We start from the raw sequence: 25,875 nt of genomic DNA on the forward strand, positions 1-25,875 counted from the left end.
GGGCATGGGACGCATCAAACGCTTCAAGCGCGTCGCGCTACGCTGCGAAAAGACGGCTCGAAACTTCCGATCCATCGTCAGTTTCGCCGCAGGCCTCTGCTTGATCAAATTCGTCCACACGGCCTAGTCTTCTCCTGATGCGGCGAAATACCGGTCGTCGTTCCGCGGGAAGACAGCAGCGACGGAGCGCAACTCGTCGTCGCTCTCCTACAAGCGCTATGGGTCCGCTACGCTGCGCCGATGCGGGTCGAAATAGATCTCGGTCACCCGGAACATCCCATCGGCGCGCTTGCATTGGACGATGACGTCGATGGCGATCTTCAACAGGTCTCTGATGTCGCTCCGTTCGAGGTCATGGCCAGCGTCGGACTCCTTGACGAGGAGGGTGAGCTGCTCAAACGCGAGCTGGGCGGAATCCGCATGGACAGTCGTGATCGAGCCAGGATGCCCGCTGTTCACATTGCGAATGTAGTAGAAGGCGGCCGCATCTCGGAGTTCCTGCAGCAGGACGCGGTCCGGGCGCATGCGCAGTGATGCCTCAAGAAGTTCCTTCGGGCCAACCTTGGCAAGCCCTTGATCGTCCTTGGGATAAAACAGTCGGACATGATTGTCCTGCGGAATCACAAGCTCTTTCGTATCTTCGATGGTAATGAGCCGTTCGTCATCGGGTATGTGCTGGATTAGCGCCTTCGACAGAGTCGTCTTTCCCGACCGCGTCGCGCCCGAAATGATGATGTTCTTGCGAGCGAGGACGGCTTCCCGGAGGAAGGCCATATAGCTGCCCGACTGGTAGAGATCGAGCAACCGCGCGTCGGAGGCGCTGAGCTCATCGGTGATCGGCCTGACCTCCGAGAAGAGGCCGGCTGAGTCAAGATCATCCAGTGTCAGCGAGATTGATGACGGATTACGCAACGTGATGCTGACGGTGCCCTTCGTGGTCGCCGGCGGGATCACGATCTGAATGCGGTGCTCGTCGGGGAGGGTTGCGGAGAGAAGGGGGTGCGCCTCGTCAATTGCCTGGTGAGAGTAGCTCGCCACCGCCCGCGCTAGACGCATCAGCTTCTCGAAGGTCAGGTCCGGCGCGTCGTGCGTCGTCCACCCGCCCGGGCCTTCAGTGAGGACTTGGCCGGGTCGGTTGATCACGATCTCAAACAGCGTCTCGTCGCCGAGGAATCCCGCTATGGGAGACAGCAGCTCTCGGACGACCCCGCCGTCGGCGCCATCGGTCATGCCCTCCCCTCGCCTATTTCGTGACCAGCGTCGGGTGGCGGCTGAAGTCGCCAAGGACGCCACGATCGTAGATCGTACGGAGTGGGTCAGTCACGCGCAGGCTATAGACACTGGAGAAGTCGAGATCGCGCGCGACGAAAATCGAGACGAGCTCGCCCTGGTGTTTCAGCAATGTCGGTGGAATATTGATCGACTGCTCCACCGCGATGGCGGCGGCTTGTTGACCGGCATTTGTGGTGTTCTGCACCTGGATGTCATTCTGCTGCAGTTGTGTCTGAGCCAGTTGCGCGGCATCGCTGACGATGGAAAGCAAGAGCGCACTGCCGAAACGCTCCCACCAATGCGTGTCGACATAGCCGTCCATGCCGGCCCGGCCCAATGCGTCGGTTGCGGGCGACGCCAGCGTGATGATCACGCCTTTCGGCGTCTTGGCCCGGTTCCACAGGACGAAAAGGCGGGCCTGTCCTCTGCGCAAGCCACCCCGATACTCGCCTACGATCTGCGTGCCCTTTTCCATGAGGACGACGCGACCGCTATCGGAGAGCACATCGCGATTGATCACGCAGCTGGTGAATCCGGGCTGGTCCGAGGACAGTGCGGTTTCGAGGATGCAGGGAATCGAGGTGCCCATTGCGACGATGAAATCCCGGTTGCCGAGCGTTCCCGCCCGTGACCCTTCAAGGCGCGTCGGCGTCATCATGCGGGCAAACTTCTGATCCTCATTCTCGCCCTGGCCGTTGAAACCGGCTCCGGCGCCATTCAGCGGCACATAGTTCGATCCCGCGTCGGCCGGGGCCTCCGTGCCTTGCCGCCGGCCCGGCGTTCCGCGCTGGGGCCCGAACGCTATGACCGGCGCACGACGTGCGGCGTCGAGCAGGGGGTCTTCGACAGGTGCTGCCAGTGGCACCGCCGCGGGCGTCGGCAACTTGACCTCCGGCACGGCTGGGACCGGACGCTGCGGTTCGCGAGCCGGCTCGAAGTTCGTCGTCTGCCGGATGACCACACGCTCCGGCTTTTCGGCTTCGACCTTGGGTCCGCGATCACGCATCGACCAAAGGGCAAAGCCGACGAACGCGACGACGGCCACCACCACCGCGCCGCGTTTGAGCAGCGGGTTGTCCTGTCGACGGCCGTTAACGGCCTGAGCACGCTCCCCCGGAACGCTGCCTTCGATTTCGTCGGCCATGACCCCCCTCCCCTATTGTGGCTTCGGCGCCGCTTGCGGCTTCACGACCCGCTCGACCGACGGAGACGTCGTGTTGGTCCCGGGATTGATGCCGACCTGGTCATAGGCCTCGTTGAAGATGCACAGCACATCGCCGCCACGTCGCAGGATGAACTTGCGGCTGATGGCGTGGACAAGCACCAAGTCGCCGTCGACGGATTTCGGCACCAGGCTTTCCGTTCCATCGGAATTCTCCATGTAGATCGCCGGCATCTCCTGGTTGCCGGTGAACGCGAAGGTCGTCAGCTTGCCGTTGTCGTAGACCGCCTCCGGCTCGAGCGCCGACGCCCCCTGTGCTGAGTAGCGCCAGTTGCGCGGCCCGAATTGCTCGTGGAACGTGAAGACCTTGTCGGCCAGGCCGGCCTGTGCGGCCTGAGCCCGGACGGCTGCTTCCTGGCGCCGGCGCTCCGCCTCGTCGGCAGGATAGCGGAACTTCACATAGAAATACGTCGGTTGCCCCGAGGCCACAGAACCGTCACGAACCGTCAGTTCCATCTGGTAGCTGCGGGTCGATCCGTTGCGGCGGGTGGTCACCACCGAGATGTTCGTCACCGGCTGGTTCTCGCGCGGCTTCAGGAACAAGATGTTACCAGCCGGCGCGACTTCCCAGGCAACCGTGTTGCCGAGCGCCACGTGAGCGATCTCCTCGTCGGCCGCGAACTCGATCTGGACCGAGGAGCGCAGCGAGCCCACGATCCTGGTGATGTTGTAGGGCTCGTAGTCGACGAAGCGAATGCGGTTGTCCTGGGACGCGCTGGTGGGTGTTTCGAGCGCCTGCGCGGCCGTGACGAGGGCGGCCGAAACGAGGGCGGAGAGGAGGGCGATGCGCTTCAATTGACGGCCTCCGGGTCGGCGCGATATTCGCTCACGACGAAGCCGAGCGGATTGACCAGGCGATCGGTCGAGGACATGGGCGCATTGGCATAGGCGAATGTCAGTGTCGCTACCCAATGGGTGGTGCGCACCTCGTCTCCCCGCGTGACCGTACGAATGTAGCGGACCGACACCACGTGCGGGTTGATCAGGGCAATCGAGACGATGCCAATCCGGGCGCTCGCGCTGCGACCGTAGATGTTCTGCGGAGAATCGGGATTGCTGCCCCGGTAGAGTGACGCGAAGCGTTTCTGCTCGGCCTGCGTAGAAAGGAGGGCGACTGTGCGGAAATTCTCCTCGGCCTCGCTCCAGACATACCCCTCCCGTGCCCGGACATAACGCGCGGCAAAGTATTTGGTGATCGCCTCGTCGTAAGTGCCGGGTGTCGGCGCCAATGCCGAGACGACATCGACGATCCCGGTGGAGTTGTCGACTCTGACGACGAACGGCTGAACGGTCTTGAGCGGCGTGAGCCCGGCCACAGCAAAGATCGCGACACCCGCGAGGATGCTCGCGACGACCGCGACGAGCCAGGCGACCCGTACCGACCGTTCCGCCCGGATCAAGCGGTCCTGATCGAAGCGCCGCGCCTTCTCGAAATAGGCCTTGAGGTTTTCGGTCGTCACCATCACCCCTGCCCCGCGCAAGATCGGTACGAATTGGCGATATCAAGATGCGAGAACGGCTCCGCAGCCGGCGCCGTCAAACCGGCGAACGCGGTCACTGACGTCGGGCCTGTCGGCCCCGAGTCCGAGGATTGCCACATGGAGCGATTGAGGGGCCTGCGTGCATAACCGTCGCATTTCGGCAGGGGATAGGAGAGCGATGCGCAGCCGCTGAGAACCGCCGCAGCGCAAAGCAACATGAACAGGCGCATCATTCACCACCACCTTGTTGATTGTGCCCGCGCGGGACGACTGTCAGCCGCCCGATCGGACGCTGCGCCCGACAGCGCGGAAGCCCCGACCGACGGCGCGGGCTGCGTAGACGGTGCCGCGCGCCACGGCGCTTTGATGCGCGTCGCGCGCGGCGCCATAGCCGTAGGTCAACGAGGCACCACCGGCCGCAAGCGCGGAAGCGATGCCTGGAAGCTGATAGAAGACGTAGAGCGAGGCGAGCGCGATGGCGCCGAGCGCAATCGGACGCATCAGCACGTCGGCGTAAGATTCCATCGTGGCGAACGTGGCGTCGAGGCACGTCACGAGAAGCGACCCTACGGCCACGACGAGCACCTGAAGGATGACGAAGTTCGCCAGCTGGCCGATCCACGCCTCGGTGAAGCGGCGGGTGGACTGAAACATCGCCAGGGCGACGAAAATCGGGCCGATGGCAAGGACGATGGCGAGCGCAACGCGCGCATAGAGCGACACGACGTAGCCGATCGCCGCGACGACGAAGGTCATGACGATGACCACGAGACCGGCTGCGCCGGTGAGGATGTCAACTGGCCAGGAGGCCTTCGCCCAAATGTCGTTGGCCGACTTCTGGCCTTTGTCGAGCAGGGAATCGAAGGCCGAGGCGCTCGGCGCCGAACCCGTGTTCAGAGCCCCGGAGATCTCGGTGGGCAGATCTTCGAAAAACACCTTCGTGACGTAGGTCTGATAGTTGGAGGCGTTCTGCACCAGCATCAGAACGATGGCGAGCTTCATGGCCCGGAAAGCGAACTCCATGATCGGCTCTGGGATCGAACCGCGCAGGACGAGGAAGCCATAGATAACGACGTAGAGCGTGAGCGTGACCGTCAGCGGGCCCGTCACCCATGAGCTGATTCCCGAAGTGCCGGAGCTGATGAAGTTCTCGAGCGGGGACTTGAACTGACTGTCGAGGAACGAGAAGACCTGGTACATCCCCTACCCTCCCAGCGCCTTGTTCATGCGCTTGAGGCGGGCCTTGCCGTCCGCTTCGGTCGCGTTCCTGCAGTTCGGCGACGCGGTAAGCTCGCCCGGGTTCTCCCGGCACCGTGCCAGTTGCTTAGCCCGCAACGTGTCGTCGTCGAGATAGTCGCTGACGGTTCGGGTCCCCTCATCTGCTTCGAAACACCCAGCGAGAGGCAGCATCAGCAGGAACGCCGCGATCGTCCTCATGGCAGCGCTGCCTTCATCGTGTCGATGCGCCGACGCCAATCCTCCGCCTTGCGCTGCTCGTCCACCTGGACCTGCGCCTGCTGCACCATGCGCAGCCCCTGCATGCGCAGCACGTCGGTCTGCAGGAACGCTGTCTCCGCCTGGAGACGCGCCTGCAGGTCCGCCACCTCTTTCGCGGTGCTTGCCGATGAAATCTTCTGGCGGAGTTGGTCGATCCCGTCGATCCGCTTCGTCGCGGCATCGTAAATCTGCTGTCCGAGGCTCAGCTGACCCGCGTTCTTTTTCTGGATGCGGGAAAGCTCCTGCGCATAGAAATCGTTGGCGTTGGTCTGGTAGGTTGAATTGTCCTGCAGGAACTTTGAGGCGGACTGGCCGAAGACCCCGGTGCCCAACCCGTTGAACAGGCTCTCGATCGCACCGAAGTCCTGCGGCAGCGCTTTTCGAATCGATGGATCGTTCAGCACACCGGCGATGTCGGCCATGTTCGTCAACTTGTTCAAAGACGAGTAGAGCTGCTGGGCCTGCTGAAGCTGCTGGTTCAGAGTGTCGAGCTGTGACTTGAGCTGTGCAATGCTTTCCAGTTGTTTGGCGATGGCGGTCTGGTCGATGACCGGGATCCCCTGCCCGACCGCGCCGCCGGTCGAAATCCAAAGCGCGGCCGCGGCCGCCAGCAACGTGGTGTGCGGGGACATCAGCCGGCACTCCTTCTTTGTTGGAACAAGGCGCGCCAGTCCTCCCCGCTATCGCCGAGCTCGGCGCGGATTGCGTCCGCAAGCTCGACATTGGCGGTCCGGCCCGAGAGGATAGCGAGCTCGTCATCGAAACCGTTGAGGTCGAGTTCGGCGACGACGCTGTTGTGGCCTTGCTTGACGACGAAGCGGCGGCTCTCGGGAGGCAGCTCGCGGGCGATCAGCTGGTACTCCCGCTCGGTGAGCTTGAAGCCGTCCACATAGTCGACATGGTTGCCGCGTGGATTCGGCATGAAGATCTGGGTCGGGCACTGTTCGATGATCGTGTGCGCGATCGGCGAGGCGATGGCATCGCGCGGGCTCTGCGTTGCAAACAGCATGAGGCCGCCCTGTTTCCGGATCGTCTTGAGCTTGTTTTGCGCGAGTGCGACGAAGCCCTCGTCGAGCAGCGCTTTCCAGAATTCGTCGATGACGATGATGATGCGGCGGCCGTCGATCAGCTGCTCCACCCTGTGGAACAGATAGGACATCAGCGGCGTGCGGATTTCCTCGTTGTCGAGGAACTCCGTCATGTCGTAACCGAGAAACTTCGCGCCGATGCCGATGTCGTCGGCCTCGTTGTCGAAGACCCAGCCGAGGGGCCCTCCCCTCTCCCATCGGCGTAGCCGTGCCGCGACCCCTTCCGGATCGGTGTTGTTGAGGAAGGTGCGCACCGCACCGATCGTGCGCCGGTGGACTGGAAGGTCCGCCAAGCCATCGATAGCGCCGGCAATGTCGCGCAGGTCGCTCACCGAAAGCTCGCGCGCCTTGGTACCGACCAGCTTGGCGATCCATTGCGCCAGAAACACCTTGTTTTCTGGCGTGAGTTCAAGAGCCTGCAGGGGCGCGCATCCCGTCGGCGCCCCATTCTTCAGCGGCAGATATGTGCCTCCGGTGGCTCTGATGAACAGGTCGGCGCCCCTGTCCTTGTCGAAGAACACCATATGCGGATCATGCTTCTCGAGTTGCGAGAGCATGAAGTTCAAAATGACGGTCTTTCCGGATCCGGAAGGGCCACAGACAAAGGTGTTGCCGAGATCACGGAAATGGAAGTTGAAGTAGAAGGGTGAGCCCGAGGCGGTCTTGAGCATGGCGACGGCCGGGCCCCACTCGTTACCGTCCTTCTTGCCCATCGGATAGGAATGGAACGGCGAAAGTGCTGCAAAGTTGCGCGATGTGATCGCGCCGGAGCGGGCGCGATAGCGAAAGTTACCCGGAAGCTGTGCCCACCATGCCGCCTCCAGGCCGAGATCCTCCCGTGCGACGACGGCCCCTCCACTGGTCAGGTGAGAGCGTGCCTTCGCCAAATTGTCGGCGAGCTCCTTCACCGATGAGGCGAAGACGGACAGCGACAGGTGATGTTCGCCCAGCACGAACCGGTTGGACTCAAGGTCGTCCAACGCGCCATCGAGCTCCTCGACTTGCGAACTTGCCTTGTCTCCCGCGTTCACCAATTGATTCTGCTTGCGCCCTAGGATGGTCCGGGCATCGGCCTTGGAGGTGAAGGCGAAAGACTGCGTCAGGACGAGTTCGAACGGTGTGGTGAGGACACCGGCGAGCATGCCGGGTCGGGTCCGCGCGGGATATTCCTTGAAGCTGAGGATCCCGGCATAGCGCGTGTCGCCTTCGTGGCGAATCTCCACTGTCTCCCTGCCGATGATGACGCGGTCGGTATAGATCGCTGAGGACACCCGTCCCTCGGTGAGGGGCACCCGCTCGCGCCGTCCGCCGAGCAGCTCGTGCAGAACTTCGCTCGGCTCGGAAAACACAAGACCGTCGTGCTCGTACAGCGACAGCACGCGCGGCTGGAACCGCTTGAGCCCTGCCATCACGTCGGTGACCTTGTCACGCAGGCGCTTCAGAGCTTCCTCGTCGAGCTCGACGCCCGTGCGGCTCGCCTTTCGAAGGCGGGACAGCAGCTTTCCGATCTGTTCCGTGGGATCTCGGCTCGGATGCCAAAGCAGGGTCAGGTAGAGCTCGTTCCGAAAAAGGTCCTCCCCCACCATGCGGGCGCGGTACTTCGCGTTCAGTGCGGCGGAGAAGGGATTGGTGAATGTGCCCTCAGGATAGTCGTTGTCTCGCCGTCGGACGATGTGGGTCCACAGCGCGAGCCGTTCGTCCGCGATATTGCGATAGAGGGTGTTCAGATCGCGATGCAGGCCATTGAGATCGAGAGGATCCGCCGTCTCGAACGATACGCCGTCGAGCGCGATCATCATCATCAGCGCCCGGTTGTCGAGCGCGATCGTGGTCTCGTCGACATGACGGACATAGGGGATGAAAGTTTCCGGCTCGATCTCCCGGGCTTTGAGGAGGGCGACGTTAGGCAATGCCGAGATCCCTTTCGTCATAGTGCCGCACGAGTTTGAGCGGAGTGACCGTCGATCCAGCCCAGAAGCTGCCATTGCGCGAACGACCGCGAGTCTCGACCCATGCCACCAGCACGCGAAACATATTGTGGTCGTGCTTCACCAGGGTCTTGAAGACGAGATGGAAGACAATCCCGACAAGGGCGTAAGCGATTGAGCCCGCAAGGATATAGAGAATCGTCGTCAGGATGACGTTGATCCCCATGGCCTCCATGGTCACGCCGCCGACCATGGCCGGCCGCGTGCAGGCCAGGAACAGCGTATCCTCCTCGAGGGACACGATTTCCGCCACGGCGTCAGCCCCCGGAAATCGTAGTGACGAGCTGGGCGGCACCGAAAATGATGCCAATTCCCAGGACAACGTAGGCGGCCTTGCGCAGGTCGAGATAGCCGAACATCCAGGCGATGCCGACGACGATCACGGCGATCGTCGCGAGCAGCTTGGCGACATTGCCCGTCAGCAGGGTGACGATGTTCTGAAGGACAGTCTCGATGCCCCCGGTCGCCTGGGCGTAGGCGGGATCGGCCACTCCGATGGCGAAGACAGCCGCGGTCAGCATGACAGCTGTGGCCGGGCGAACGCGCACCCTCTCACTCATTCGGTTCACTCCGGTTGTTCGGCTCGGAAAACAAGGGCGGACGATTTCCGTCCGATCGCGAAGACGTCCCACGGAGCCGACGCCACCGGGCGCTGCGCCTGAGGCTGCGGGGCTGCCAGCGGCGCGGGTTGCTGTCGCGGTAGCAGGTCGCCAGATAGCGGTCTGCCGTGGCCGCCCAACACAAGGGTGGCGAGCTTCGGTGCGAGCCGCTGTGCCTCCGACCGCACCTGCTTGTCATAGCCGGCCAATTCGCCGACCGATGCGTCCCCGCGGCCGTAGTAGGCCCACAGCATCACGGCGGTGGCCTGGGCGGGAGCGGCACCGCTGCCGAGCGCGACCCGGTAGTGCCCATCCAACAGTCGGGCCGTGGCCTTGAGGTTCAGGCACGGGTCGAAGGCATCGGCGACAGTCAGCCCCTGGCGGCCTAGATCCTCCGCGCCGATCCCACCGAGACCAAGTGCGATGTCCTGGCGCTGTGCAATCAGCGTCGTCGCGAGCTCGATCGCTTCTGACTTGGTGCCGGGCGGTTCGCGCAGCGGTGTTCCGCTGTTGATGCGGATGGCAAATGGGGAAAAGCCGCTTTCGAGGCTCACCACCGCTGCGAGGGTCTCGATCTGAACGGTCGACGCGCAGTTCTGCGCGAGATCGGCGAATGCAACGGGCATGAGCTAGAACCACACCCGCTGGATGCCGACCCCTTCGATCGTCACGTCGATTAAATGGGGCTGGGTGCGGGTGCTTGGCCGAGCCGTCACATAGGCTGTGCATTGACGCTGGCCGTCGCCCAGCACCCAACGGGCGAAGCCGTTGCCCTCTTCGGCTCCGATCGCGCACCGGGCGCTGTCGATGGCGAGCCGCGTCTCGGACACGCAAGTCGTCTGCCGCCCCTGGGCTCCAATGCGGGACATAAGACGGTATCCGACGTCGCAGGAGTATGGCTGGTATCCCGGCGACGATGCGTGGAATCCGACGCCGCTGCAGGTTGGAAAGGCGCGCCCCTTCGCGAGTTCGTTCCAAAGCCGTTGGATGGGAGGGATGCACTCGGCGTACTGGGTCGAGCCACCCGGGTTGGAGAGGCACAGTAGGACCTGGCAACCCCAGTCGTCCGCACGGGCGTAACCGTTGGAAATGCAGTAGGATGATAACAATACAAGCGCGGCGAAAAACGCCCTAGCAGCAGGGGATTTCATGCCTTCCGCCCTCCCGAAACGACCCCGGAAAGGGGTGTCGGCCACAACCTTTTGCCGGGTTAACTATCATATACAACGCAGTTAAGCCGATGCCAACCCCGCTCGACACCCAGTGGCACAGCCTTGCCTTCGCGGCGCTCATCCTGCGCCAAATCCTGGATAATCCGATTGAAAATGAAACGCCTCAGTCACGATTAAAACAAATTGGGATGATGAGTGTCCTCTATTACATGCATCAGGGGAACCAACGACTTACACTGTCTAATATTATGGAGTTAACGGCGCTTACGCGCGGAGGTGTATCCGAAACAGTCGATCAGCTGGTGGCGCGAAAACTCTTGACCGAAACGCTGACGACGAACGCGATGGGCCGCGGGCGAGCCCGCGAATTCAGGATCGCACCGAGTATTTTTGAGAATCTGCGCGCTCTTCAGGGCGGCTGATGGCGGGTGGCTCGCAGGACTTCTACGTGGGAAATACTGCAATATTTGCGACATCAAAAGGGAGCGGACGGGAGGCTTGCCAATCCAATTTGGGAGCCAGCCGCGATTTGGATGTGCGGGCGCACACAAAGCGGGACGAGCGGCGCAACGTGGAGCTTTCCACGCGGTGCCGTCATAATGCGTTCCAGGCAAGGGACGAATTGGGGGCGCGGCCCTTCTGAATCCCGATGAAGTTGCTGCCTCGGCCGAGACCTCCAAGACCGTCGTCGAACGTGGCGCTCAAGCAGATTTTCTTTGGTGTGCGGCGGGCTTCCGGTCGCGATCGTCGGCTGCCGCCGCTGTATGCGGTCGCAGTAGCCGCAACTGTAATATCGCTCGGGCGGTGGCTGACTGTCGGCGACAAGAAGTTCGTCGCACGCAACTGGCCGCGCTGTCGCCGGCGGCGCTGAGGATCGCGGAGATTGAAATGGCCTCGGCCGTCGTCATCCGTGTCGGGTCCTTGGCGCCGGACGCGGTCGAGCGCGCCGCCGCGTAGGCGGCAGACCGGGATGCGTTCTTCTAGCTTGCCGAATGCGTGCAAGGCGGACGCTGGTCATCAGGGGAACAAGGCTCACTGTCAGTGCGATCCTTGGCCGCCTGCCCTCGGGCGACACGACCGCGACGGAAATCGAGGACAATCCCGATATTCGGCGGCGGGCATTCGAACCAGCGGTGCACTATGCGCAGACCCATCTAGGTCGACGGGCCCGGGCAGCGCCGCCGAGCATCGGCAGTGTGAGAATCTTCACCGAAGAATGCATCGCGCCGACATTGAGCATCTCAATCTGGACGGGATGCACAACACGATCCACGCGCGGGATTGCGGCCGATTGTGCAATCCGGATCATGCCGTCTTTGCACGCGCGATTGCGACAAATCGGCTCATCGTCACCGAGAACGCCGATGAATTCAGGACGCTCGCCTGCGGCACTGGTCTGTACCCTGGTCTGATCATCTGGCATTCCATCGCGCGCCGGGGCCCGATAGCTGATGCAATTGGCAATAGCGCGTCTCACCTATATTGGTGGCGAGGGTCCTCAGGATCTTCTCGTCGATGCTGTGCGGGCCATCGCGGTTGATGGCGGTCTTGGAATTGATCTACCGCCCCAATGGGGGGTTTGTCACTCGCGTTGAGCGAAGGTCATCCGACGGTCGACCTGCAATAGACTCGGACGCGACCTACGGCAAGAGAACTTGAGGCGCGGACATTGGCTGCAAAGCCCCTGCCCCGCCCGCCCTGCCTTGGCCGGCGGCCGAAGAGCTACCGCGGGAATTCTTGGTCCACCACGTCCGAGCTCCCTCAGGGCACGCAGCGACGGCGAGCCGGCGCACTGAGTGTTCTGGACCGACTGAGCGCGATCTGTTCGACGGACTGTTTGGTGTTAGCACGCGACCTCACGATCCTCCTCGTCAAATTCACAATGGGCGCCTCCGATGCGAGGCGGCGTTGGTGGCGCAGAGCAACGCCATGGAGAACATGACGTCTCCTTGCACCCGCGAACTCCTTCTTGCCGCGATGGTCGGTGCGGCCCGGCGGAACGAAGGCCGAAAACGGCCGCGATGACGGCGTCGTATTTCCCCAGGGCACTCTACAGTCGATGCCTTGAGATAATATCGGGGGCACCAGCGGAATCGCTCGAAGTTTGCCGTGCTAAGTTGTCAGCGTACAACTGGCGCACTTGCTATCGGCTTATGGGAATGTGATGGAGCGGACGGGAGCCGGCCACCGAGCCTTTGTGCCTGCCTTGGGCAGAGCTAGCTCGGCCAGTGCCTGCCAACGAAATGTTAGGCAAGCACCGCCTCTTTTCACCGGGTCGGAGGTCAAATGGTCGTGCCGTAGGTCACTGGGACACGACCTAGCTCCCCTCCAGCTCGCGCTGCGAGACCTGTATGAAGTCCCCTCGATGCCTAGCTTCCGTTTCACACTGTTCAGTTCACGCCATGTGATATCGGGACAGCACGTGGCGGCCCACACGGTTGCCTCTCACCTGAGGACGCGTCCGCTAAGGTTGTCAGCGTACAACCGTGACGAACAGGCGTCGCGATGCCGCGCCCATCGATGGGGTGCGAGCGTCTGCAGGCGCCAGGCGGTTCCATCGAGAACCGTCGGGAAGGGGCACGACACGACTTGAAGAACGAGGCAACCCTGCGGTTCACTGCGGGAAGGCAATGGTCCTATCCCGGCGAGTCCGATGGGCAGTCCCGTCCAGGTCATCACATGGTGCATGAGGAAGGGCGGTCGGGCGACCGCGGTGATGTCGAGAGCTTCGCGGTTCTTGGGTCGTCCGCTCCAGAGCTGCCGATCTCCTGGCAGTGTGCCGGTATTCCGGGCAGGGAGATGCGCCTGGTACAAAGGCGATGCGGCGGGGGCAGATCGTTTCCGGTTCGGGCAGTCTGCCAATCCCGGTCGCCAACTTGGGGCGGTCGCCGCAGCGTGTGGCCTTCACCAGATCGGCTCGGGGTGAGAAGGTGCGCTCCTTGGAGATCTCGCCAGCGTTGCTAGGGTCGCCAGTGAGAATCTTTTCGTCGAGGGGTGCGATCTCGTCTTGTCAGGCGCCGTGAGAGCGCGGCATCTTAGCCGCAATTATTCATGAAGCGAGTGCTTTGGAGCTGGCGAGCGTGGCATAGAGCCCTGATACGGCGTAGGATTTGGTTGCTTGCACCGATCCCCTGCAGCGCATCGCGCCAGCCACGCCCGCCAATGACCGACACTACGATTCTGCCGTTCTCGTTTCCAGCCGTGGGGCGCAAGAAGCTCACAGCCGATTTCGACGGCGGCCGCCTTACTTCCGATGGCGGCGTCATGCTGCTGGCGATGGCCGAACGTCGTCTGGGGATCGCTGACAGGCTTGCCCGCGCGTTTCCGGATCGGCGCGATCCGTCCCGGATCACGCACACGCTCGCCGACATGATCCGCGCTCGCGCCTTCGCCATCGCCTGCGGCTACGAGGACGCCGACGATCTGGACAGCCTGCGTGTCGATCCCGCGTTCAAGCTCGCCTGTGGACGGTTGCCCGAGACCGGCGCCGATCTTTGTTCGCAGCCGACGCTGTCGCGGCTGGAGAACGCGCCCTCCTTGAAGGACGCGATCCGCCTGACCTACGCGCTCGTGGATCAATGGATGGCGTCTTACCAACGCGAGCCTGCGTCTGTCATTCTGGACATCGACGACACCTGCGATGTCGTGCACGGCCATCAGCAGCTGTCGCTGTTCAACGCGCACTATGACGAACGCTGTTTCCTGCCGATCCATGTCTACGATACTGAACGGAGCCGTCCCGTCGCGGTCGTCCTGCGACCCGGCAAGACGCCGTCCGGCGTCGAGGTGCGCGCGCATCTGCGGCGTCTTGTGCGGCATGTCCGCAAGCGCTGGACCAGGACCCGCATCACGGTCCGCGGCGATGGCCATTACGCCCGGCCGGAGGCGATGGCGTGGTGCGAGGATAACGGCGTCGCTTACGTCTTCGGGCTGCCCGGATCGAAGCCTTTGTCGAGGACAGTCGATGACGCCGCCGATGCGGTTCGTACCGAGCGCGCCGTCTGCGACAAGCCGGTCGTGCGCGATTATGCCGAGACGCGCCACAAGGCGAAATCATGGAACCGCGAGCGGCGCGCCATCGCCCGCATCGAGGCGACGACGCTCGGCCTCGACATCCGCTTCGTCGTCACCAATCTCGAACATGGCTCGCCCGAGTGGATCTACGACAGCCTGTATTGCGCACGCGGGCAGGCCGAGAACCTGATCAAGCTGCACAAGACGCAGCTATCGTCGGATCGCACGTCCTGCCGTTCCGCCGTCGCCAATCAGATGCGCCTCGTGCTGCACACGGCCGCCTACTGGTTGATGTTGACAGTGCGCGACGCCATTCCCAAGGCCCGCGATCTGGCGAAGGCGGAGTTCGCGACGCTGCGGCTCCGGCTGATCAAGATCGCGGCCAGGGTCGTCGAGACCGCCAGCCGCGTGCGCCTCGCCTTCGCCGCCTGCTGTCCAGAGGCCGATCTGTTCCGCGGACTGCCCGGCGCGCTCGCCCCGCTCGGGCCCTGATCGATGGGGCAGTTGCCCCTTCGCTCGTCCGTTCCCTCCAGCGCGTTCAACCAAGTTCCGTTCGTCAGACGGTGAAAAATCCGAACGATGGCGTGCGCCCGAAATCATCCGCAGCGCGATGGCCGGAAAGATCCGGGGCCGTCGTGAATAGGTCGGGTTAGTTTCCTGGAATAGATCAATTGCGTGCGGCGCCCCACGAGACTTGAGAGGCGCGCGCGAGTGGCAGGGATAGCGGTGACTGGCAGGCAAGCATGCAACTCATCTGGAGCAGCAGGCGGGCTTTGCCCCGGCGGTGCCGTCGAGGGCGCCGGACGGGAGTAGCGCCGGCGAAAGCGAGTGCCAAGGTTGATTGAAGCAGCATAAGAGCTGGCCGTGTTTCGGCGGGGACAGCGATCAGCTCATAGTCGAGGCCATTGCGAGGAGCTAACGCTGCGACGCAAAGGCTTTCCAGTGCGGCGATCCAGACGGCGAATGCGTCAGACTAGCTGTGGGTTCACTAAGCCTGGCTGGACACTAAGGAACGGTGCTCGATGCAAGCTCGTGGCGTGTCGCAGCCAACAACCAGCTCTGACATGGTGATAGGCCCCGTCCATGTCGTGCCGGCAGCCCTGAGCGACTATTCTGTGTTTAGCAACACGGAAAGGCCCCTTGCTTTCATGGCCTCCATCCCATCGGGGGAGGGGGCATCCTTCCACTCCGTCACATTCTCACACCTGCGAAATTCACAGGGGAGCGGGATTCGTCAGGGCCGGGTGCGAGGCGAGGGAACAGTGTGCTGCCCGGGTGGATGCCGGGGTTCGAGTGCGCACCTTTTATATGGAGCTTGCTGTCCACTGGGGTCCGGGTCGGGAGGCGCGCCGAGCATGGCGGACACAGTGACACGATGGCCGCCAATACGGCGGGTGTAGCGCTGAACAGGCATTGATATCTCGGTCGGTTTCTTCGCCACCTGTGTTTGTTAGGGCGATTTATGCCGACGAAGATCGCTTGTCCCCGTTAAGTTGTCAGCGTACAATTGAGCGTTGGTCCACGACTCGGTCACCACATCGAGCAACGACTGGGCGGCCCCTCGCACCGAAACCAAATGTATCCCTGCGAGCTCGAATCGTGAGGGCGCCGATGTCCGGGACATTGGTCGCGGGTCAATTCAGCACACCGCACTATACTCCGCCGCACAAGTCTGGCGATCGATCTGATTCGGGTGGTTGGGGCGCTATGCGAAAAGGGGTCTCTTACCACACCTTGGTTCGGTTGATAGCCTCAAACTGGCGCCCCCGTTAATCTTTCATTAACCCAATAGTCCTTGCGGTAACTTGAGAATCGGGCATAACTCCTAATCAGCGCTTTTTGAGCGGGACTGCTCAAAATACCGCAGATGCAGAGAGACAAATGACGGCCCCAGCGATGCCCCAGGACGAGACGCTCCGCGACTTGCGAGCGCTGATCAACTCGGACGCGGCGGAATTGTCCGCCCGCCTGCGGGCGCAGCAGCTTCGGGACTTTCCTCCCGCGGCCGAAAAAACCTTACGAAGGTTCACTCCGGCGGAGGCGGCTCGCTTCCTCGGCATTGCCGAGGGCTATCTTCGGCAACTGGTCTCGGAAGGGAAGGGGCCTCCACCCCTGGCCAATGGTCGGCGCACCTACTCGATCGAAGACATTGAGGCGCTTCGTGCCGACCTGGATGCCTCCGGCAAGGGCGCGAGGCGCTACATCCCAATCCGCAAAGATGGCGAGAAGCTGCAGATCATTTGCGTGATGAATTTCAAGGGCGGCTCTGGAAAGACGACCCACGCGGGTCATCTCGCGCAGTACCTCGCCTTCCGCGGTTACAGGGTGCTCGCAATCGACCTCGATCCTCAAGCCAGCCTCTCCACGCTTTTTGGCCACCAGCCTGAGCTCGATGTCGGAGACAACGAAACGATCTATGGCGCGATCCGATATGACGACGCGCGTCGGGACATGGCTGAGATTGTCCGCGGAACCTACATCCCATCCCTGCATCTCATTCCCGGTCAGCTCGAACTGATGGAGTTCGAGCACGAGACACCAAAGGCCCTTATGACCAAAGAAGGCCGGGAGTCTCTGTTCTTTTCCCGCATTGGGGAAGCTTTGGCCCAAGTCGGCGATGCATACGATGTTGTCGTCATCGATTGCCCGCCCCAACTGGGCTTTCTCACGCTGTCGGCTTTGTGCGCCGCGACGGCTGTGCTGATCACCGTGCATCCTCAGATGCTCGATGTGATGTCCATGTCGCAGTTTCTCAACATGACGGGCAGTTTGCTCGATGTCGTCGCTAATGCCGGCGCTCCAACCCAATACGATTGGATGCGGTACCTAGTGACACGCTACGAGCCAAGTGATGGCCCTCAGACGACAATGGTCGGACTCATGCGATCCATTTTCGGGGCAAGGGTTCTGACCCATCCGATGGTGAAGAGCACGGCGATCGCTGACGCTGGATTGACTAAACAGACGATTTACGAGGTGGAGCGCCAGCAGTTCACACGCGGCACCTACGATCGCGCCGTTGAATCGTTGGATCTGGTCAACGGTGAGATCGAGGCACTGATCAAGCAGGTGTGGAAGAGGAACTGACGATGGCAAGGAAGATCAGTTTCGACCTGCCGGCAGACGAGACGCAGCCAGCCAACGAACAGGCTCGTTCCTCGGCCCCCAACCGTGCGCGGCCCCTTCTCGGTTTGGACCGGCCCCTTCGCCAGCCGAGCGCCTTGGGCGCAATCTCGCAGTCGCTTGGGGACATTTCGGAAAAGGTGAAGCGTGCCGACGCGATCGAGCAGCGTCTCATCGAGGGGCAGACTGTCGTCGAGCTCGATCCGGCTGACGTCGACAATTCGTTTGTCGCTGACCGCATGGACGCAAGCGAGGAGCAGAGCGCTGCGTTTCGGGAAATAATTCGGCAGCACGGGCAGAGTGTCCCCATCCTGGTCCGGCCGAAGCCGAACGAAGCCAACCGATTTGAGGTCGCGTTCGGGCACCGCCGACTGCGCGCTGCCCGCGAGCTCGGGATCAAAGTCCGCGCGGTTGTTCGTGTCCTGACCGATGAAGAATTGGTCATCGCGCAGGGGCAGGAGAACAGCGGTCGGACCGATCTCACGTTCATAGAGCGCGCCCGGTTCGCCTCCCGCCTCGAGGATCGCAAGTTCTCCCGTGAGACGATCATGGCAGCCTTGAATGTGGACAAGGCCGCGCTTTCGCGGCTGATTTCCATTGCAACGAGGGTCCCTGGACCTGTCATCGACGCCATTGGACCGGCACCCGCATTCGGAAGGATCCGATGGCAGGAATTGTCGGACCTGCTCGAGGATGAGAACAATCGACAGCGCGCGCTCGGCGCTGTTCAGGACCCAAGCTTCGGGGCTCACGAAAGCGACAAGCGCTTTGAGATCCTGGCCAACGCGCTGCGCGAAAAGGCCGTGCGCGCACGGCCTGAGGCCTGGGCGGCTACGGATGGAACCCACGCTGCCAAGGTGATGCGCTCCGGCAAGAAAATTACGCTGACTTTCGATGATCGTGTAGCGCCGCAGTTCGGTGACTTCGTGCGAGAGCAGCTTCAGCGCCTCTATGACGAATACAAGCGCAAGGGACGCGATGAATAGACAGCTTGCCCAGGCGGAATGAGCCGGCTGGATCGAGGCAACCTGATAAACAGGAGAACCGAAGGCAAAAGGAAAAAGGCCCCCGAAACGTTGCCGTCCCGGAAGCCCTCTTCATGTGTAGCGACTGACAGAGAATCACTTCCGCGAATCCGTGTCAAGCGTTTAGGCGCCGTTTTGGCGAGCCGGATTTCTTTGCCCCTTTTGAGGCAAGGACATGCAAACACATGCACCAACGACGCCCTTTGGGCGGCGACCAATGACGCTTGCCCAGGTTTCGAGTCAAATGGCGGCGCAAGCCTCCCGGCCCGAGGCCATTGTGCACAAGTGGAAGGTCTTCCAACATATCCGCGAGGCGAGGGAGGCAATCGGTGCCACCGATCGGTCTCTGGCTATCCTGAGTGCCCTTCTATCGTTTCATCAGGAGACGGCGCTGTGCACGGAGGCTGACCTCGTCGTGTTCCCATCAAACGAGCACCTGAGTGATCGAGCCAATGGGATGTCTCCGGCGACGCTCCGGCGACACATCGCTGTCCTCGTGCACTGTGGCCTCGTCATCCGCCGTGACAGTCCGAACGGCAAGCGCTTCGCGCGCAAGGGGCCCTCAGGCGAAATCGAGCAGGCCTACGGCTTCGACCTGGCGCCAATCGTGGCGCGTGCCGAAGAGTTCAAGGCGCTTGCGGAGGCGGTAGAAGCTGAGAAGAAGGCCCTGCGGATCGCGCGCGAGCGCCTGACGATCACACGTCGGGATGTGGTGAAGCTGATCGCCGCCGGCATTGAGGACAGCGTCCCCGGAGATTGGCCGGCCTATCGTGCGCGTTACGAAGACCTGATGCGGCAGCTGCCGCGGTCGGCATCGAGGGCAATCATCGACGGGATCCTTGCAGAGCTCTGCGATCTCCATGGCGATGTGCACAAGACACTGGAAAACTTCCTCAATTCTCAATATTTAAGCGCCAATGAGTCTCAAGCTGAGCGCCACAAACAGAATTCAAACCCAAACTCCCTCAATGAATCTGAACAGGCTCTTCGAGAAAAGAAGAAGAACACGGAGCCGGTAGCTCCCGACAATGTCCATTCGCTCCCGGAACGGGATCTGCCACTTGGAATCGTGCTCGAGGCCTGTCCAGAGATCGTGACCCTGGTGCCGGGTGGTGAAATCCGAACCTGGCGCGACTTGCTGGCCACGGCGCAAACGGCGCGGGCCTTCCTTGGGATCAGTCCGAGCGCCTATCAGGACGCCTGTGTGGCGATGGGCGAAACCCACGCGGCCACGGTCATTGCCGCGATCCTGCAGCGGGCTGACCACATCTCGAGCCATGGGGGATATCTACGAAGCCTGACGAAGCGAGCGCAGGACGGGAAGTTCTCGACATGGCCGATGGTGATGGCGCTTTTGCGCGCGAAGCTGGATACCCAGGCTGGCGGGGGAGGCGGCGACGGCAAGACTCAGAAATCAACGATCTCAGCCCGCCGGGAGAGGCCGTAATGCACCTTTCGGCGACGAGGTCCGGCTGTGGGAGCCTGAAATCGCGTCTACAGACCGGCGGCTTTGGTGAGGTTCACCCGGAACCGGTCGCGCCGGCGCTGATACCGGCGGGTCATTTCGGCCGAGGCGTGGCCGAGCTGCTTCTGGACATGACGTTCGTCGACCTCGGCGGAGGAGGCGAGGCCGGCGCGCAACGAGTGGCCGGCAAATTTCTCCTCCCGTTCGACCTCGCTGAGATCGCCACGGACGCCAGCGGCAAGCGCGGTGCGCTTGACGAGCCGCGCCACCTCGCGGTCGTTGAGCCGGTCGGGCCCGACATCCTTGCCATCGCCGGTGACGCGGCGGAACAAAGGGCCGTGGCCGATGCGCGCCAGCTTCAGCCAGATCTGCAGCGCGACGACCGGGCAGGTGGTGTCGGAGGAGCCGCGTCCGATCTCGACCTCGCGCCAGCCGGTCTTGCCGCGCAGCGTGACCACCAGTCCCTTATCGAGGATCTCGGCCCAACCGCGCCCGTCCTGCGTCTGATCGCGGCCGAGGTCAAGGCCGACGACTTCCGAGCGTCGCAGCCCGCCGGCGAAGCCGAGCAACAGCATGGCGCGGTCACGCAGGCCGCGCAGTGTGCCGCGATCGAGCGTCTCGAGCATGGCGACGAGATCCTCAGGCAGCACCGCTTCCTTCTGCCGGGGAGGGGAGGCGTGGGTGTTGCGGATGCCGGCCAGCACGGTGGCGATGTGTCGGTCGCCGCGCTCGAGCAGGGTGCCGCGCTGGGTGTAGGTCCACGATAGAGCGGAGAGCCGGCGCTCGATGGTCGAGACCGCGTTCGGCTTGTCGCCGGGAATGGCGGTGCCCGACGCGCAGGCGGTGATGTAGAGTCCGACGACCTGGGGCAAGGGTGGGAAGGTCTCCAGCCCCTGTCGGCGGCACCAGGCGGCAAAATGCTTCCAGTCGGAGGTGTAGGCCCTGCGCGTGTTGGCCGAGCTCGCCGCCTCGACATAGTCGCGCGCCCGTTCCGTGAGCTGCTCGAGATGTGCGGGAAGGGGAGGGGAGGGGGCCTCGGCGATCGCCTGCGCCGGGTCAGGATCGGTGACCGGATCCTCGTCGCCGCGATGTTCAGGGATCATGGCGCCGCTCATCACGCCACCCTGATGTCGGTTTTGGGGAAATCGTCGCCCTTGAACAGCAGCGGCTCGCCGGAGAGCACGGCGAGGGCGTAGGAAAAACAGTCGCCGTAGTTCAGGCCGGCCGGGTGCCGGCCCTTGCCGTAGCGCCGCCAGGCGCGGCGTGCCTGGTCGGCGTGCTCGGCGGTCACCGCCACGACCTCGACCTCGGCCTTGTGCAGCCACAGATCGAGTTCGGCGCCGCCGGCCTCGCCGAAGCGTGCCTCGATCACCATCGCGGCTTCCAGGAATGTCGCCGCGGAGATGAGCCGGATCGGATCGTCGGCGATGCGTTCGCGATAGCTCGGGGCATCCGGCTCGTTGAAGAAGATGGCGACGATCGCTGAGGTGTCGATGACCATCAGCCGGGCAGTCCGTTTTCGTCGTAGCCGATCATCTCCTCGGGACTGCGATCGTCGAGGACCGGCAGGGCACCCAGGCGCCGCTGCATCGCTTCCATATCCTCGAGGAGGGCGGCCTTGCGCGCGAGCGCTCCCGTCCGCTTGAGGCGTTCCTCGAGCGCCCGGCGGGTCGCGACGGTGATGGTCTCGCCGGTGCGCGCGGCGAGCGCGCGGGCGAGCTTCTCGGTTTCGGGGTCCTTGATGCTCAGCGCCATAGAATAGGCTCCAGGTTCCTATTTGTTAATATTCTACCTTAGCATCTCGTGGCGGGCAATTTTCCCGACAACACCTTCGGAACGCGATTCTCGTGGCCCTGGGCCCGGCAGATGGCCGCCGGCGAGCTCCGACGCGCCCAAAACCGCCTGTCGTTTGCATTTCATTGGCGGATGGCAAGTCATTGATCTGGCACGAATCGTGTTTTGGGTTCATACATAGATGGATTCTAGCCGAATCAGCGGATTTTTCGTAGTATTTGGGCGGACGAACTTCGCAGCGAGGCTGCTGTGGTTCATGCGCCTGACAAGAACACGGCTGATGAGGCTGCCTGGAGCGAGGCGGTTGCTCGGGAGGCCGTGATCCGGCGACTGGTATCGCTCGACCGTCCCGGCCGGTCCGACTTCCTCCGCGCCTGCCATGACCTCGGCGTCAGACGAACCCGCCTCTATGAGCTGATCAGGGCCTATCGCGAGCATCCCGTCGCGAGTTCGCTGCTGCCGCGCCCGGCGGGCACGCGGCAAGGCAGCCGCCGACTGCCGGATCAGACCGAAACGGTGATCGCCGAGGCGTTGCAGGATTTCTACAAGACGCGCCAGAAGCCGAGCATCAATCAGCTGCACAAGGAAATCCGCCGGCTCTGCCGTATGCGCGGCCTGCGGGCGCCGTCCTGGCATACCCTCAATGCGCGGATCGCTGCGCTGGATCCTGCCGAGCTCACCATGGCGCGGGAGGGCCCGAAGGCGGCACGGGACCGCTTTCGGCCTGTTCCTGGGCAATACGAAGCCGGGCACGCATTTGCGGTGGTCCAGATCGATCATACGCTGGTTGATGTCATCGTCGTCGATCGCCAGCACCGACGGCCCATGCAAAGGCCGTGGTTGACGCTCGCTATCGACGTTGCGAGCCGCATGGTCGCGGGCTTCTACCTGACGCTCGAGGCGCCGTCGGCGGTTTCGGTCGCCCTCGCAATTCAGCATCTCGTGCAACCGAAAGAGCCATGGCTTGCCGGGCTGGAGATCGATGCGGATTGGCCGACCTGTGGTTTCCCCGATGCGATCCATGTCGATAACGCCAAGGAGTTCCGGTCGCGCGCCCTGCGGCGCGGCGCCGAAGAATATGGCATCGACCTCATCCACCGGCCGGTGGCGACGCCCCATTACGGAGGCCATATCGAACGGCTCATCGGCACGATGATGGGTGCCGTCCATCTTCTGCCGGGTACGACCTTCAGCGATATCGACGGGCGCGGCAGCTACGACTCGACCGCCAATGCGATGATGACGCTGGATGAGCTCGAGCAGTGGATGGCGCTTGAGATCACGCGCTACCATGCTGATCGGCATGGAGTCTTGGGAATCCCGCCGCTGGCGGCCTGGCACGAAACCCTGGGCCTCCGTGTCAGGCCCGTGCGTCAGCCCCATGATCTCGCTGGCTTCATGATCGATTTCCTGCCTTCGGTTGACCGGCAGGTCCGACGCGATGGCCTTCACCTGTTCGGCCTCCGATACTGGGATGACATCCTGAGCATCTGGGCCGGGCGGCTCGGTAGGCCCTTGCGCGTAGCTTACGATCCACGCGATCTCTCGAAAATCCTCGTAAGGGCTCCAGATGGCACACGCTGGCCGATCCGTTTTGCCGATTTGCGGCGATCGCCGATTACGCTGGGCGAGCACCGCCGCGCCCGAACCGTCCTGCGCGAGCGCGGCCTTGCGCTTGTCGACGAGCAGTTGATCTTCGAAACCATCGAGGCTCAACGAGCATTGGTTGATGAGGCCACCAGGCGCACCAAAGCGGCGCGTCAGCTCGCCGAAAAGCGTGACCGCGCTCTCGCCGCCGCCGCAATGCACAGCTCCTCGGCGCCGGCCGAGCCAGGGCAAGCCGAGGACGATCGACCGATCGACTGGAGCAAGGTGCCTATCTTTCCCGTCGAGGAATGGTCGTGAGAGGGGAGGGGACCTACGAGTACCTCGATGCTCGCTACCGCCGCTATGCCGCGCTCCCGGATGAAGAGCGCATCGCCTGGATCAAAGCGGATCGCTGGGTTGGTTTCGACCAGGCGGCCGCAGTGCTGGCCCGCCTGGAGGCATTGCTGGCCTATCCGTCGCGCGACCGCATGCCCTGTCTGCTGATCTACGGTGACACCGGCATGGGCAAGACCAAGATCGTTCGCAAGTTCGAGCGCACCCACCCCGCGACCTTGTGTCAGTCGACCGGCGTCACCAACAGGCCGGTTGTGGTGGCGCAGGTGCCCTCGGAGCCGGTCGAGCGGGATCTCTACCGCGAATTGCTGGCCAGCCTGCAGGCTCCCGCGCTGGTGGGCGGGGCACTTGCGCGGGAAAAGGACATCTGCCGCTCGCTGCTGCGCACGGTCGGCGCCAAGCTGATCGTGCTGGATGAGGTGAACGGCATGCTGGCGGGGACCTATCGGCAACAACGGATTTTTCTGAATGCGTTGCGGTTTCTCGCGAACGACCTGAGAGTGCCGCTTGTCTGCGCCGGGACGGATCTGGCGCGTCAGGCCTTGCTCACCGACGCCCAGCTCGCCGAGCGCTTCGAGGCGTTTCATCTCAAGCCCTGGAAGAACGACCACGCCTTTGCACGGCTTTTGAAGAGCCTGGCTGGCATCCTGCCGCTGCGAGCTCCATCCGATCTCGAAAGCGACGCCGTTCGAGGACGGATCCACTTGCTTACCAGCGGCGTCACGGCCCGGATTTTCAGGCTGATCGAGACGGCGGCCGAGGAGGCCGTCGGGTCGGGGCGGGAACGGCTCGATCTCACGAGCTTCGGTGATGACCTGGTGCTACCGCTGGTGTCGATGACGCAATCGGCACGCCGGCCGCCGGCGGCGGCGCGATGATGAGCCGTTTGCCGGTTGCGCCACGGCCTTATCGCGACGAATTGCTGTCATCGTGGCTCGCGCGAGTGGCCTGTCGATATGGTCTTGCGGCGCAGGAACTGGGCGGCCATTTCCCCGGAGGGCAAAATCCTGCGCCATCTCGGCCGATCGATGATTGGGCGCCGACCGCAGATCGAACCAGGGAGTTGGCCGCTGCCTGCGGTCTCGATCCCGAGCGACTGCGGCGCCTGTCCTTGAGCCGGCGCTATCCGCAACGCCCGCGATCCTGGTACGCAACCCGGGGGCCGGAGTGGGCGCTATCGATCGGATCACCGTCGGTCTGTGTTGCGTGCTTTGATGACGATCATGCTGCCGGCCGCGACGCCTATCTGCGCGCCCATTGGGAGCTCTCTGAGCTCTGCGTTTGTCCTCGACATGGCCGGCTTTTTCACGATCGCTGCATGTGGTGCCATCGGCGTCTTTCCCTGGGCTTCCGCATGCGCGAGGGTTGTGCGCGGCCCGTCAACAGAGCCGCTCCTCGGCCGAATACGAGCGCCTGGCTGGTCAAATTCTGGCTGATCCAGCCTGGATCGCAGCAGAGGCTTTGCCCCGAGCAAAGCGGGAGCGCGTGCGCGCGCGTCTGATCGACGCTGCGCTTGCGCTGTCCGTGGAGGCATCCGCCGGAACGAGCGTGTCGTTGGAACCGGTGAAGGCCGGCTAGGAGATTCGGATATCGTGAGACCACGTGCTGTTGGTGGCCAGTCTCATCAAATCCGATTCATCGCGGCCGGATGGGAGGGCGGGAGAACGGCGACGCGTGCTCGGTTCGATGGTCTGCCGCTCGAAACCCTCCAAAAAAGCCGAAATCCCCTCAAAGCCACTCAGGAGCCCGTAGGCGGCAATTTGCCGTTTTCCGACCTTTGCCCTGTCCGCAGCGGCCGATCGGCCTCTGCGGCCTTCTGACGAGGTCGACCAAACGCGATCGCGGCGGACCAGTTCGGGATCAGCGGCCCTTTGGGGCGCAGGCGCCCTTCCGATCTGGCTGCCTGTCTCGCGAAAACCGCTCCAAAATCACTCCGGCGGCCGAGCCGTTATGAATTCCCGGTCCGCGGTCCGGAAATCAAGCGCGAACCCAGTCCACTCAATGAACGCGAAAAACGACGCCTGCGGGGCCTTTTTGAGGCGTGTCCGGCGCTGAAATGCGAGCGACTGTCGGACTACCGGGGTTGATGAGACTGGCGCCTGCGCAATTTCAATGCCTTGGCCGTGTCGTCATTATGAGACCGATTCAAGGTAATTGAGACTGGCGACGGTATTGAGTCGGTAGTTGTGAGACC

The 25,875-nt window shown here is 63.0% G+C and carries 25 protein-coding genes and 1 pseudogene; 9 read left to right on the top strand and 17 right to left on the bottom strand.

Annotation, left to right across the window (positions count from 1 at the left end):
- Positions 1-216 precede the first annotated feature (216 nt).
- Genes virB11 through ABLE93_RS27095 form a run of 13 tightly spaced genes read right to left on the bottom strand, consistent with a single transcriptional unit; the run spans position 217 to position 10,298 of the window.
- Positions 217-1,230: a P-type DNA transfer ATPase VirB11 gene (gene virB11 / locus ABLE93_RS25120; protein ID WP_348842432.1), complete on the bottom strand. Its 1,014-nt coding sequence runs from the start codon at positions 1,228-1,230 to the stop codon at positions 217-219.
- Between the two features lie 13 nt (positions 1,231-1,243).
- A complete protein-coding gene (gene virB10, locus ABLE93_RS25125; protein WP_348842433.1) occupies positions 1,244-2,416 on the bottom strand; it encodes a type IV secretion system protein VirB10 in 1,173 nt (390 codons plus the stop codon).
- Between the two features lie 12 nt (positions 2,417-2,428).
- The gene (virB9, locus tag ABLE93_RS25130) at positions 2,429-3,289 is read right to left on the bottom strand and encodes a P-type conjugative transfer protein VirB9 (protein WP_348842434.1); all 861 of its coding nucleotides are present in this window, start codon (positions 3,287-3,289) and stop codon (positions 2,429-2,431) included.
- A complete protein-coding gene (locus tag ABLE93_RS25135; protein WP_348842435.1) occupies positions 3,286-3,957 on the bottom strand; it encodes a VirB8 family type IV secretion system protein in 672 nt (223 codons plus the stop codon). The genes virB9 and ABLE93_RS25135 overlap by 4 nt, the downstream gene beginning before the upstream one ends.
- Positions 3,957-4,208, bottom strand: a complete 252-nt coding sequence (locus tag ABLE93_RS25140) for a Slp family lipoprotein (protein WP_348842436.1) — start codon at positions 4,206-4,208, stop codon at positions 3,957-3,959. Before ABLE93_RS25140 ends, ABLE93_RS25135 begins: the two co-directional genes overlap by 1 nt.
- Positions 4,209-4,248: 40 nt before the next feature.
- Entirely contained in the window at positions 4,249-5,175 is a 927-nt protein-coding gene (locus tag ABLE93_RS25145; RefSeq protein WP_348842437.1) for a TrbL/VirB6 family protein, read from the bottom strand.
- Between the two features lie 3 nt (positions 5,176-5,178).
- Positions 5,179-5,412: an EexN family lipoprotein gene (locus tag ABLE93_RS25150; RefSeq protein WP_348842438.1), complete on the bottom strand. Its 234-nt coding sequence runs from the start codon at positions 5,410-5,412 to the stop codon at positions 5,179-5,181.
- Positions 5,409-6,104: a P-type DNA transfer protein VirB5 gene (gene virB5 / locus ABLE93_RS25155; protein WP_348842439.1), complete on the bottom strand. Its 696-nt coding sequence runs from the start codon at positions 6,102-6,104 to the stop codon at positions 5,409-5,411. The genes ABLE93_RS25150 and virB5 overlap by 4 nt, the downstream gene beginning before the upstream one ends.
- Complete coding sequence (locus tag ABLE93_RS25160) at positions 6,104-8,491, bottom strand: VirB4 family type IV secretion/conjugal transfer ATPase (protein WP_510183085.1); 2,388 nt, start codon at positions 8,489-8,491, stop codon at positions 6,104-6,106. Before ABLE93_RS25160 ends, virB5 begins: the two co-directional genes overlap by 1 nt.
- Positions 8,463-8,801 (bottom strand): VirB3 family type IV secretion system protein, encoded by a 339-nt coding sequence (locus ABLE93_RS25165; protein WP_348842441.1) that lies wholly within the window; start codon positions 8,799-8,801, stop codon positions 8,463-8,465. Before ABLE93_RS25165 ends, ABLE93_RS25160 begins: the two co-directional genes overlap by 29 nt.
- A gap of 4 nt (positions 8,802-8,805) precedes the next feature.
- Entirely contained in the window at positions 8,806-9,108 is a 303-nt protein-coding gene (locus ABLE93_RS25170) for a TrbC/VirB2 family protein (RefSeq protein ID WP_348842442.1), read from the bottom strand.
- A 5-nt stretch (positions 9,109-9,113) separates the two neighbouring features.
- Entirely contained in the window at positions 9,114-9,773 is a 660-nt protein-coding gene (locus ABLE93_RS25175) for a transglycosylase SLT domain-containing protein (protein WP_348842443.1), read from the bottom strand.
- 3 nt (positions 9,774-9,776) lie between these two features.
- The gene (locus ABLE93_RS27095; RefSeq protein WP_510183086.1) at positions 9,777-10,298 is read right to left on the bottom strand and encodes a hypothetical protein; all 522 of its coding nucleotides are present in this window, start codon (positions 10,296-10,298) and stop codon (positions 9,777-9,779) included.
- Between the two features lie 89 nt (positions 10,299-10,387).
- On the opposite strand from ABLE93_RS27095, the gene ABLE93_RS25185 reads away from it, so the two are divergent.
- A complete protein-coding gene (locus ABLE93_RS25185) occupies positions 10,388-10,741 on the top strand; it encodes a MarR family transcriptional regulator (RefSeq protein ID WP_348842445.1) in 354 nt (117 codons plus the stop codon).
- A 570-nt stretch (positions 10,742-11,311) separates the two neighbouring features.
- A pseudogene (locus ABLE93_RS27100) lies at positions 11,312-11,404 on the top strand (DUF433 domain-containing protein); the annotation flags it as partial.
- 53 nt (positions 11,405-11,457) lie between these two features.
- On the opposite strand, the gene ABLE93_RS25190 reads toward ABLE93_RS27100, so the two are convergent.
- Positions 11,458-11,742, bottom strand: coding sequence for a hypothetical protein (locus ABLE93_RS25190; RefSeq protein WP_348842446.1), 285 nt, complete (start codon positions 11,740-11,742; stop codon positions 11,458-11,460).
- 1,739 nt (positions 11,743-13,481) lie between these two features.
- Between ABLE93_RS25190 and ABLE93_RS25195 the strand changes: the two genes are divergently transcribed.
- From ABLE93_RS25195 to repC, 4 genes are all read left to right on the top strand, one after another.
- Positions 13,482-14,825 carry an IS1380 family transposase gene (locus ABLE93_RS25195; protein WP_348842447.1) on the top strand — a complete coding sequence of 448 codons (1,344 nt, stop codon included), beginning with the start codon at positions 13,482-13,484 and terminating at the stop codon, positions 14,823-14,825.
- 1,404 nt (positions 14,826-16,229) lie between these two features.
- Complete coding sequence (repA, locus tag ABLE93_RS25200) at positions 16,230-17,420, top strand: plasmid partitioning protein RepA (protein ID WP_348842448.1); 1,191 nt, start codon at positions 16,230-16,232, stop codon at positions 17,418-17,420.
- Between the two features lie 2 nt (positions 17,421-17,422).
- Entirely contained in the window at positions 17,423-18,442 is a 1,020-nt protein-coding gene (repB, locus tag ABLE93_RS25205) for a plasmid partitioning protein RepB (protein WP_348842449.1), read from the top strand.
- 214 nt (positions 18,443-18,656) lie between these two features.
- On the top strand, positions 18,657-19,928 hold the full coding sequence (gene repC, locus ABLE93_RS25210; RefSeq protein ID WP_348842450.1) for a plasmid replication protein RepC: 1,272 nt from the start codon (positions 18,657-18,659) through the stop codon (positions 19,926-19,928).
- Positions 19,929-19,975: 47 nt separating this feature from the next.
- Here the strand turns inward: repC and ABLE93_RS25215 are convergent, their stop codons facing one another.
- From ABLE93_RS25215 to ABLE93_RS25225, 3 genes are read right to left on the bottom strand one after another with little or no spacing between them, the layout of a single operon-like run.
- On the bottom strand, positions 19,976-21,049 hold the full coding sequence (locus tag ABLE93_RS25215) for a site-specific integrase (protein ID WP_348842451.1): 1,074 nt from the start codon (positions 21,047-21,049) through the stop codon (positions 19,976-19,978).
- An 11-nt stretch (positions 21,050-21,060) separates the two neighbouring features.
- Positions 21,061-21,447 carry a type II toxin-antitoxin system VapC family toxin gene (locus tag ABLE93_RS25220; protein WP_348842452.1) on the bottom strand — a complete coding sequence of 129 codons (387 nt, stop codon included), beginning with the start codon at positions 21,445-21,447 and terminating at the stop codon, positions 21,061-21,063.
- Positions 21,447-21,701 (bottom strand): type II toxin-antitoxin system VapB family antitoxin, encoded by a 255-nt coding sequence (locus ABLE93_RS25225; protein ID WP_348842453.1) that lies wholly within the window; start codon positions 21,699-21,701, stop codon positions 21,447-21,449. The genes ABLE93_RS25220 and ABLE93_RS25225 overlap by 1 nt, the downstream gene beginning before the upstream one ends.
- A 288-nt stretch (positions 21,702-21,989) precedes the next feature.
- On the opposite strand from ABLE93_RS25225, the gene ABLE93_RS25230 reads away from it, so the two are divergent.
- The 3 genes from ABLE93_RS25230 to ABLE93_RS27105 are packed head-to-tail and all read left to right on the top strand — an operon-like array spanning position 21,990 to position 25,182.
- Complete coding sequence (locus ABLE93_RS25230) at positions 21,990-23,645, top strand: TnsB C-terminal domain-containing protein (protein WP_348842454.1); 1,656 nt, start codon at positions 21,990-21,992, stop codon at positions 23,643-23,645.
- A complete protein-coding gene (locus tag ABLE93_RS25235) occupies positions 23,636-24,559 on the top strand; it encodes a TniB family NTP-binding protein (protein ID WP_348842455.1) in 924 nt (307 codons plus the stop codon). The genes ABLE93_RS25230 and ABLE93_RS25235 overlap by 10 nt, the downstream gene beginning before the upstream one ends.
- Positions 24,559-25,182 (top strand): TniQ family protein, encoded by a 624-nt coding sequence (locus ABLE93_RS27105; protein ID WP_510183087.1) that lies wholly within the window; start codon positions 24,559-24,561, stop codon positions 25,180-25,182. The genes ABLE93_RS25235 and ABLE93_RS27105 overlap by 1 nt, the downstream gene beginning before the upstream one ends.
- Positions 25,183-25,875 lie beyond the last annotated feature (693 nt).

The organism is Xanthobacter pollutisoli (assembly GCF_040044995.1).
In the GTDB taxonomy this organism is placed as follows: Bacteria; Pseudomonadota; Alphaproteobacteria; order Rhizobiales; family Xanthobacteraceae; genus Xanthobacter.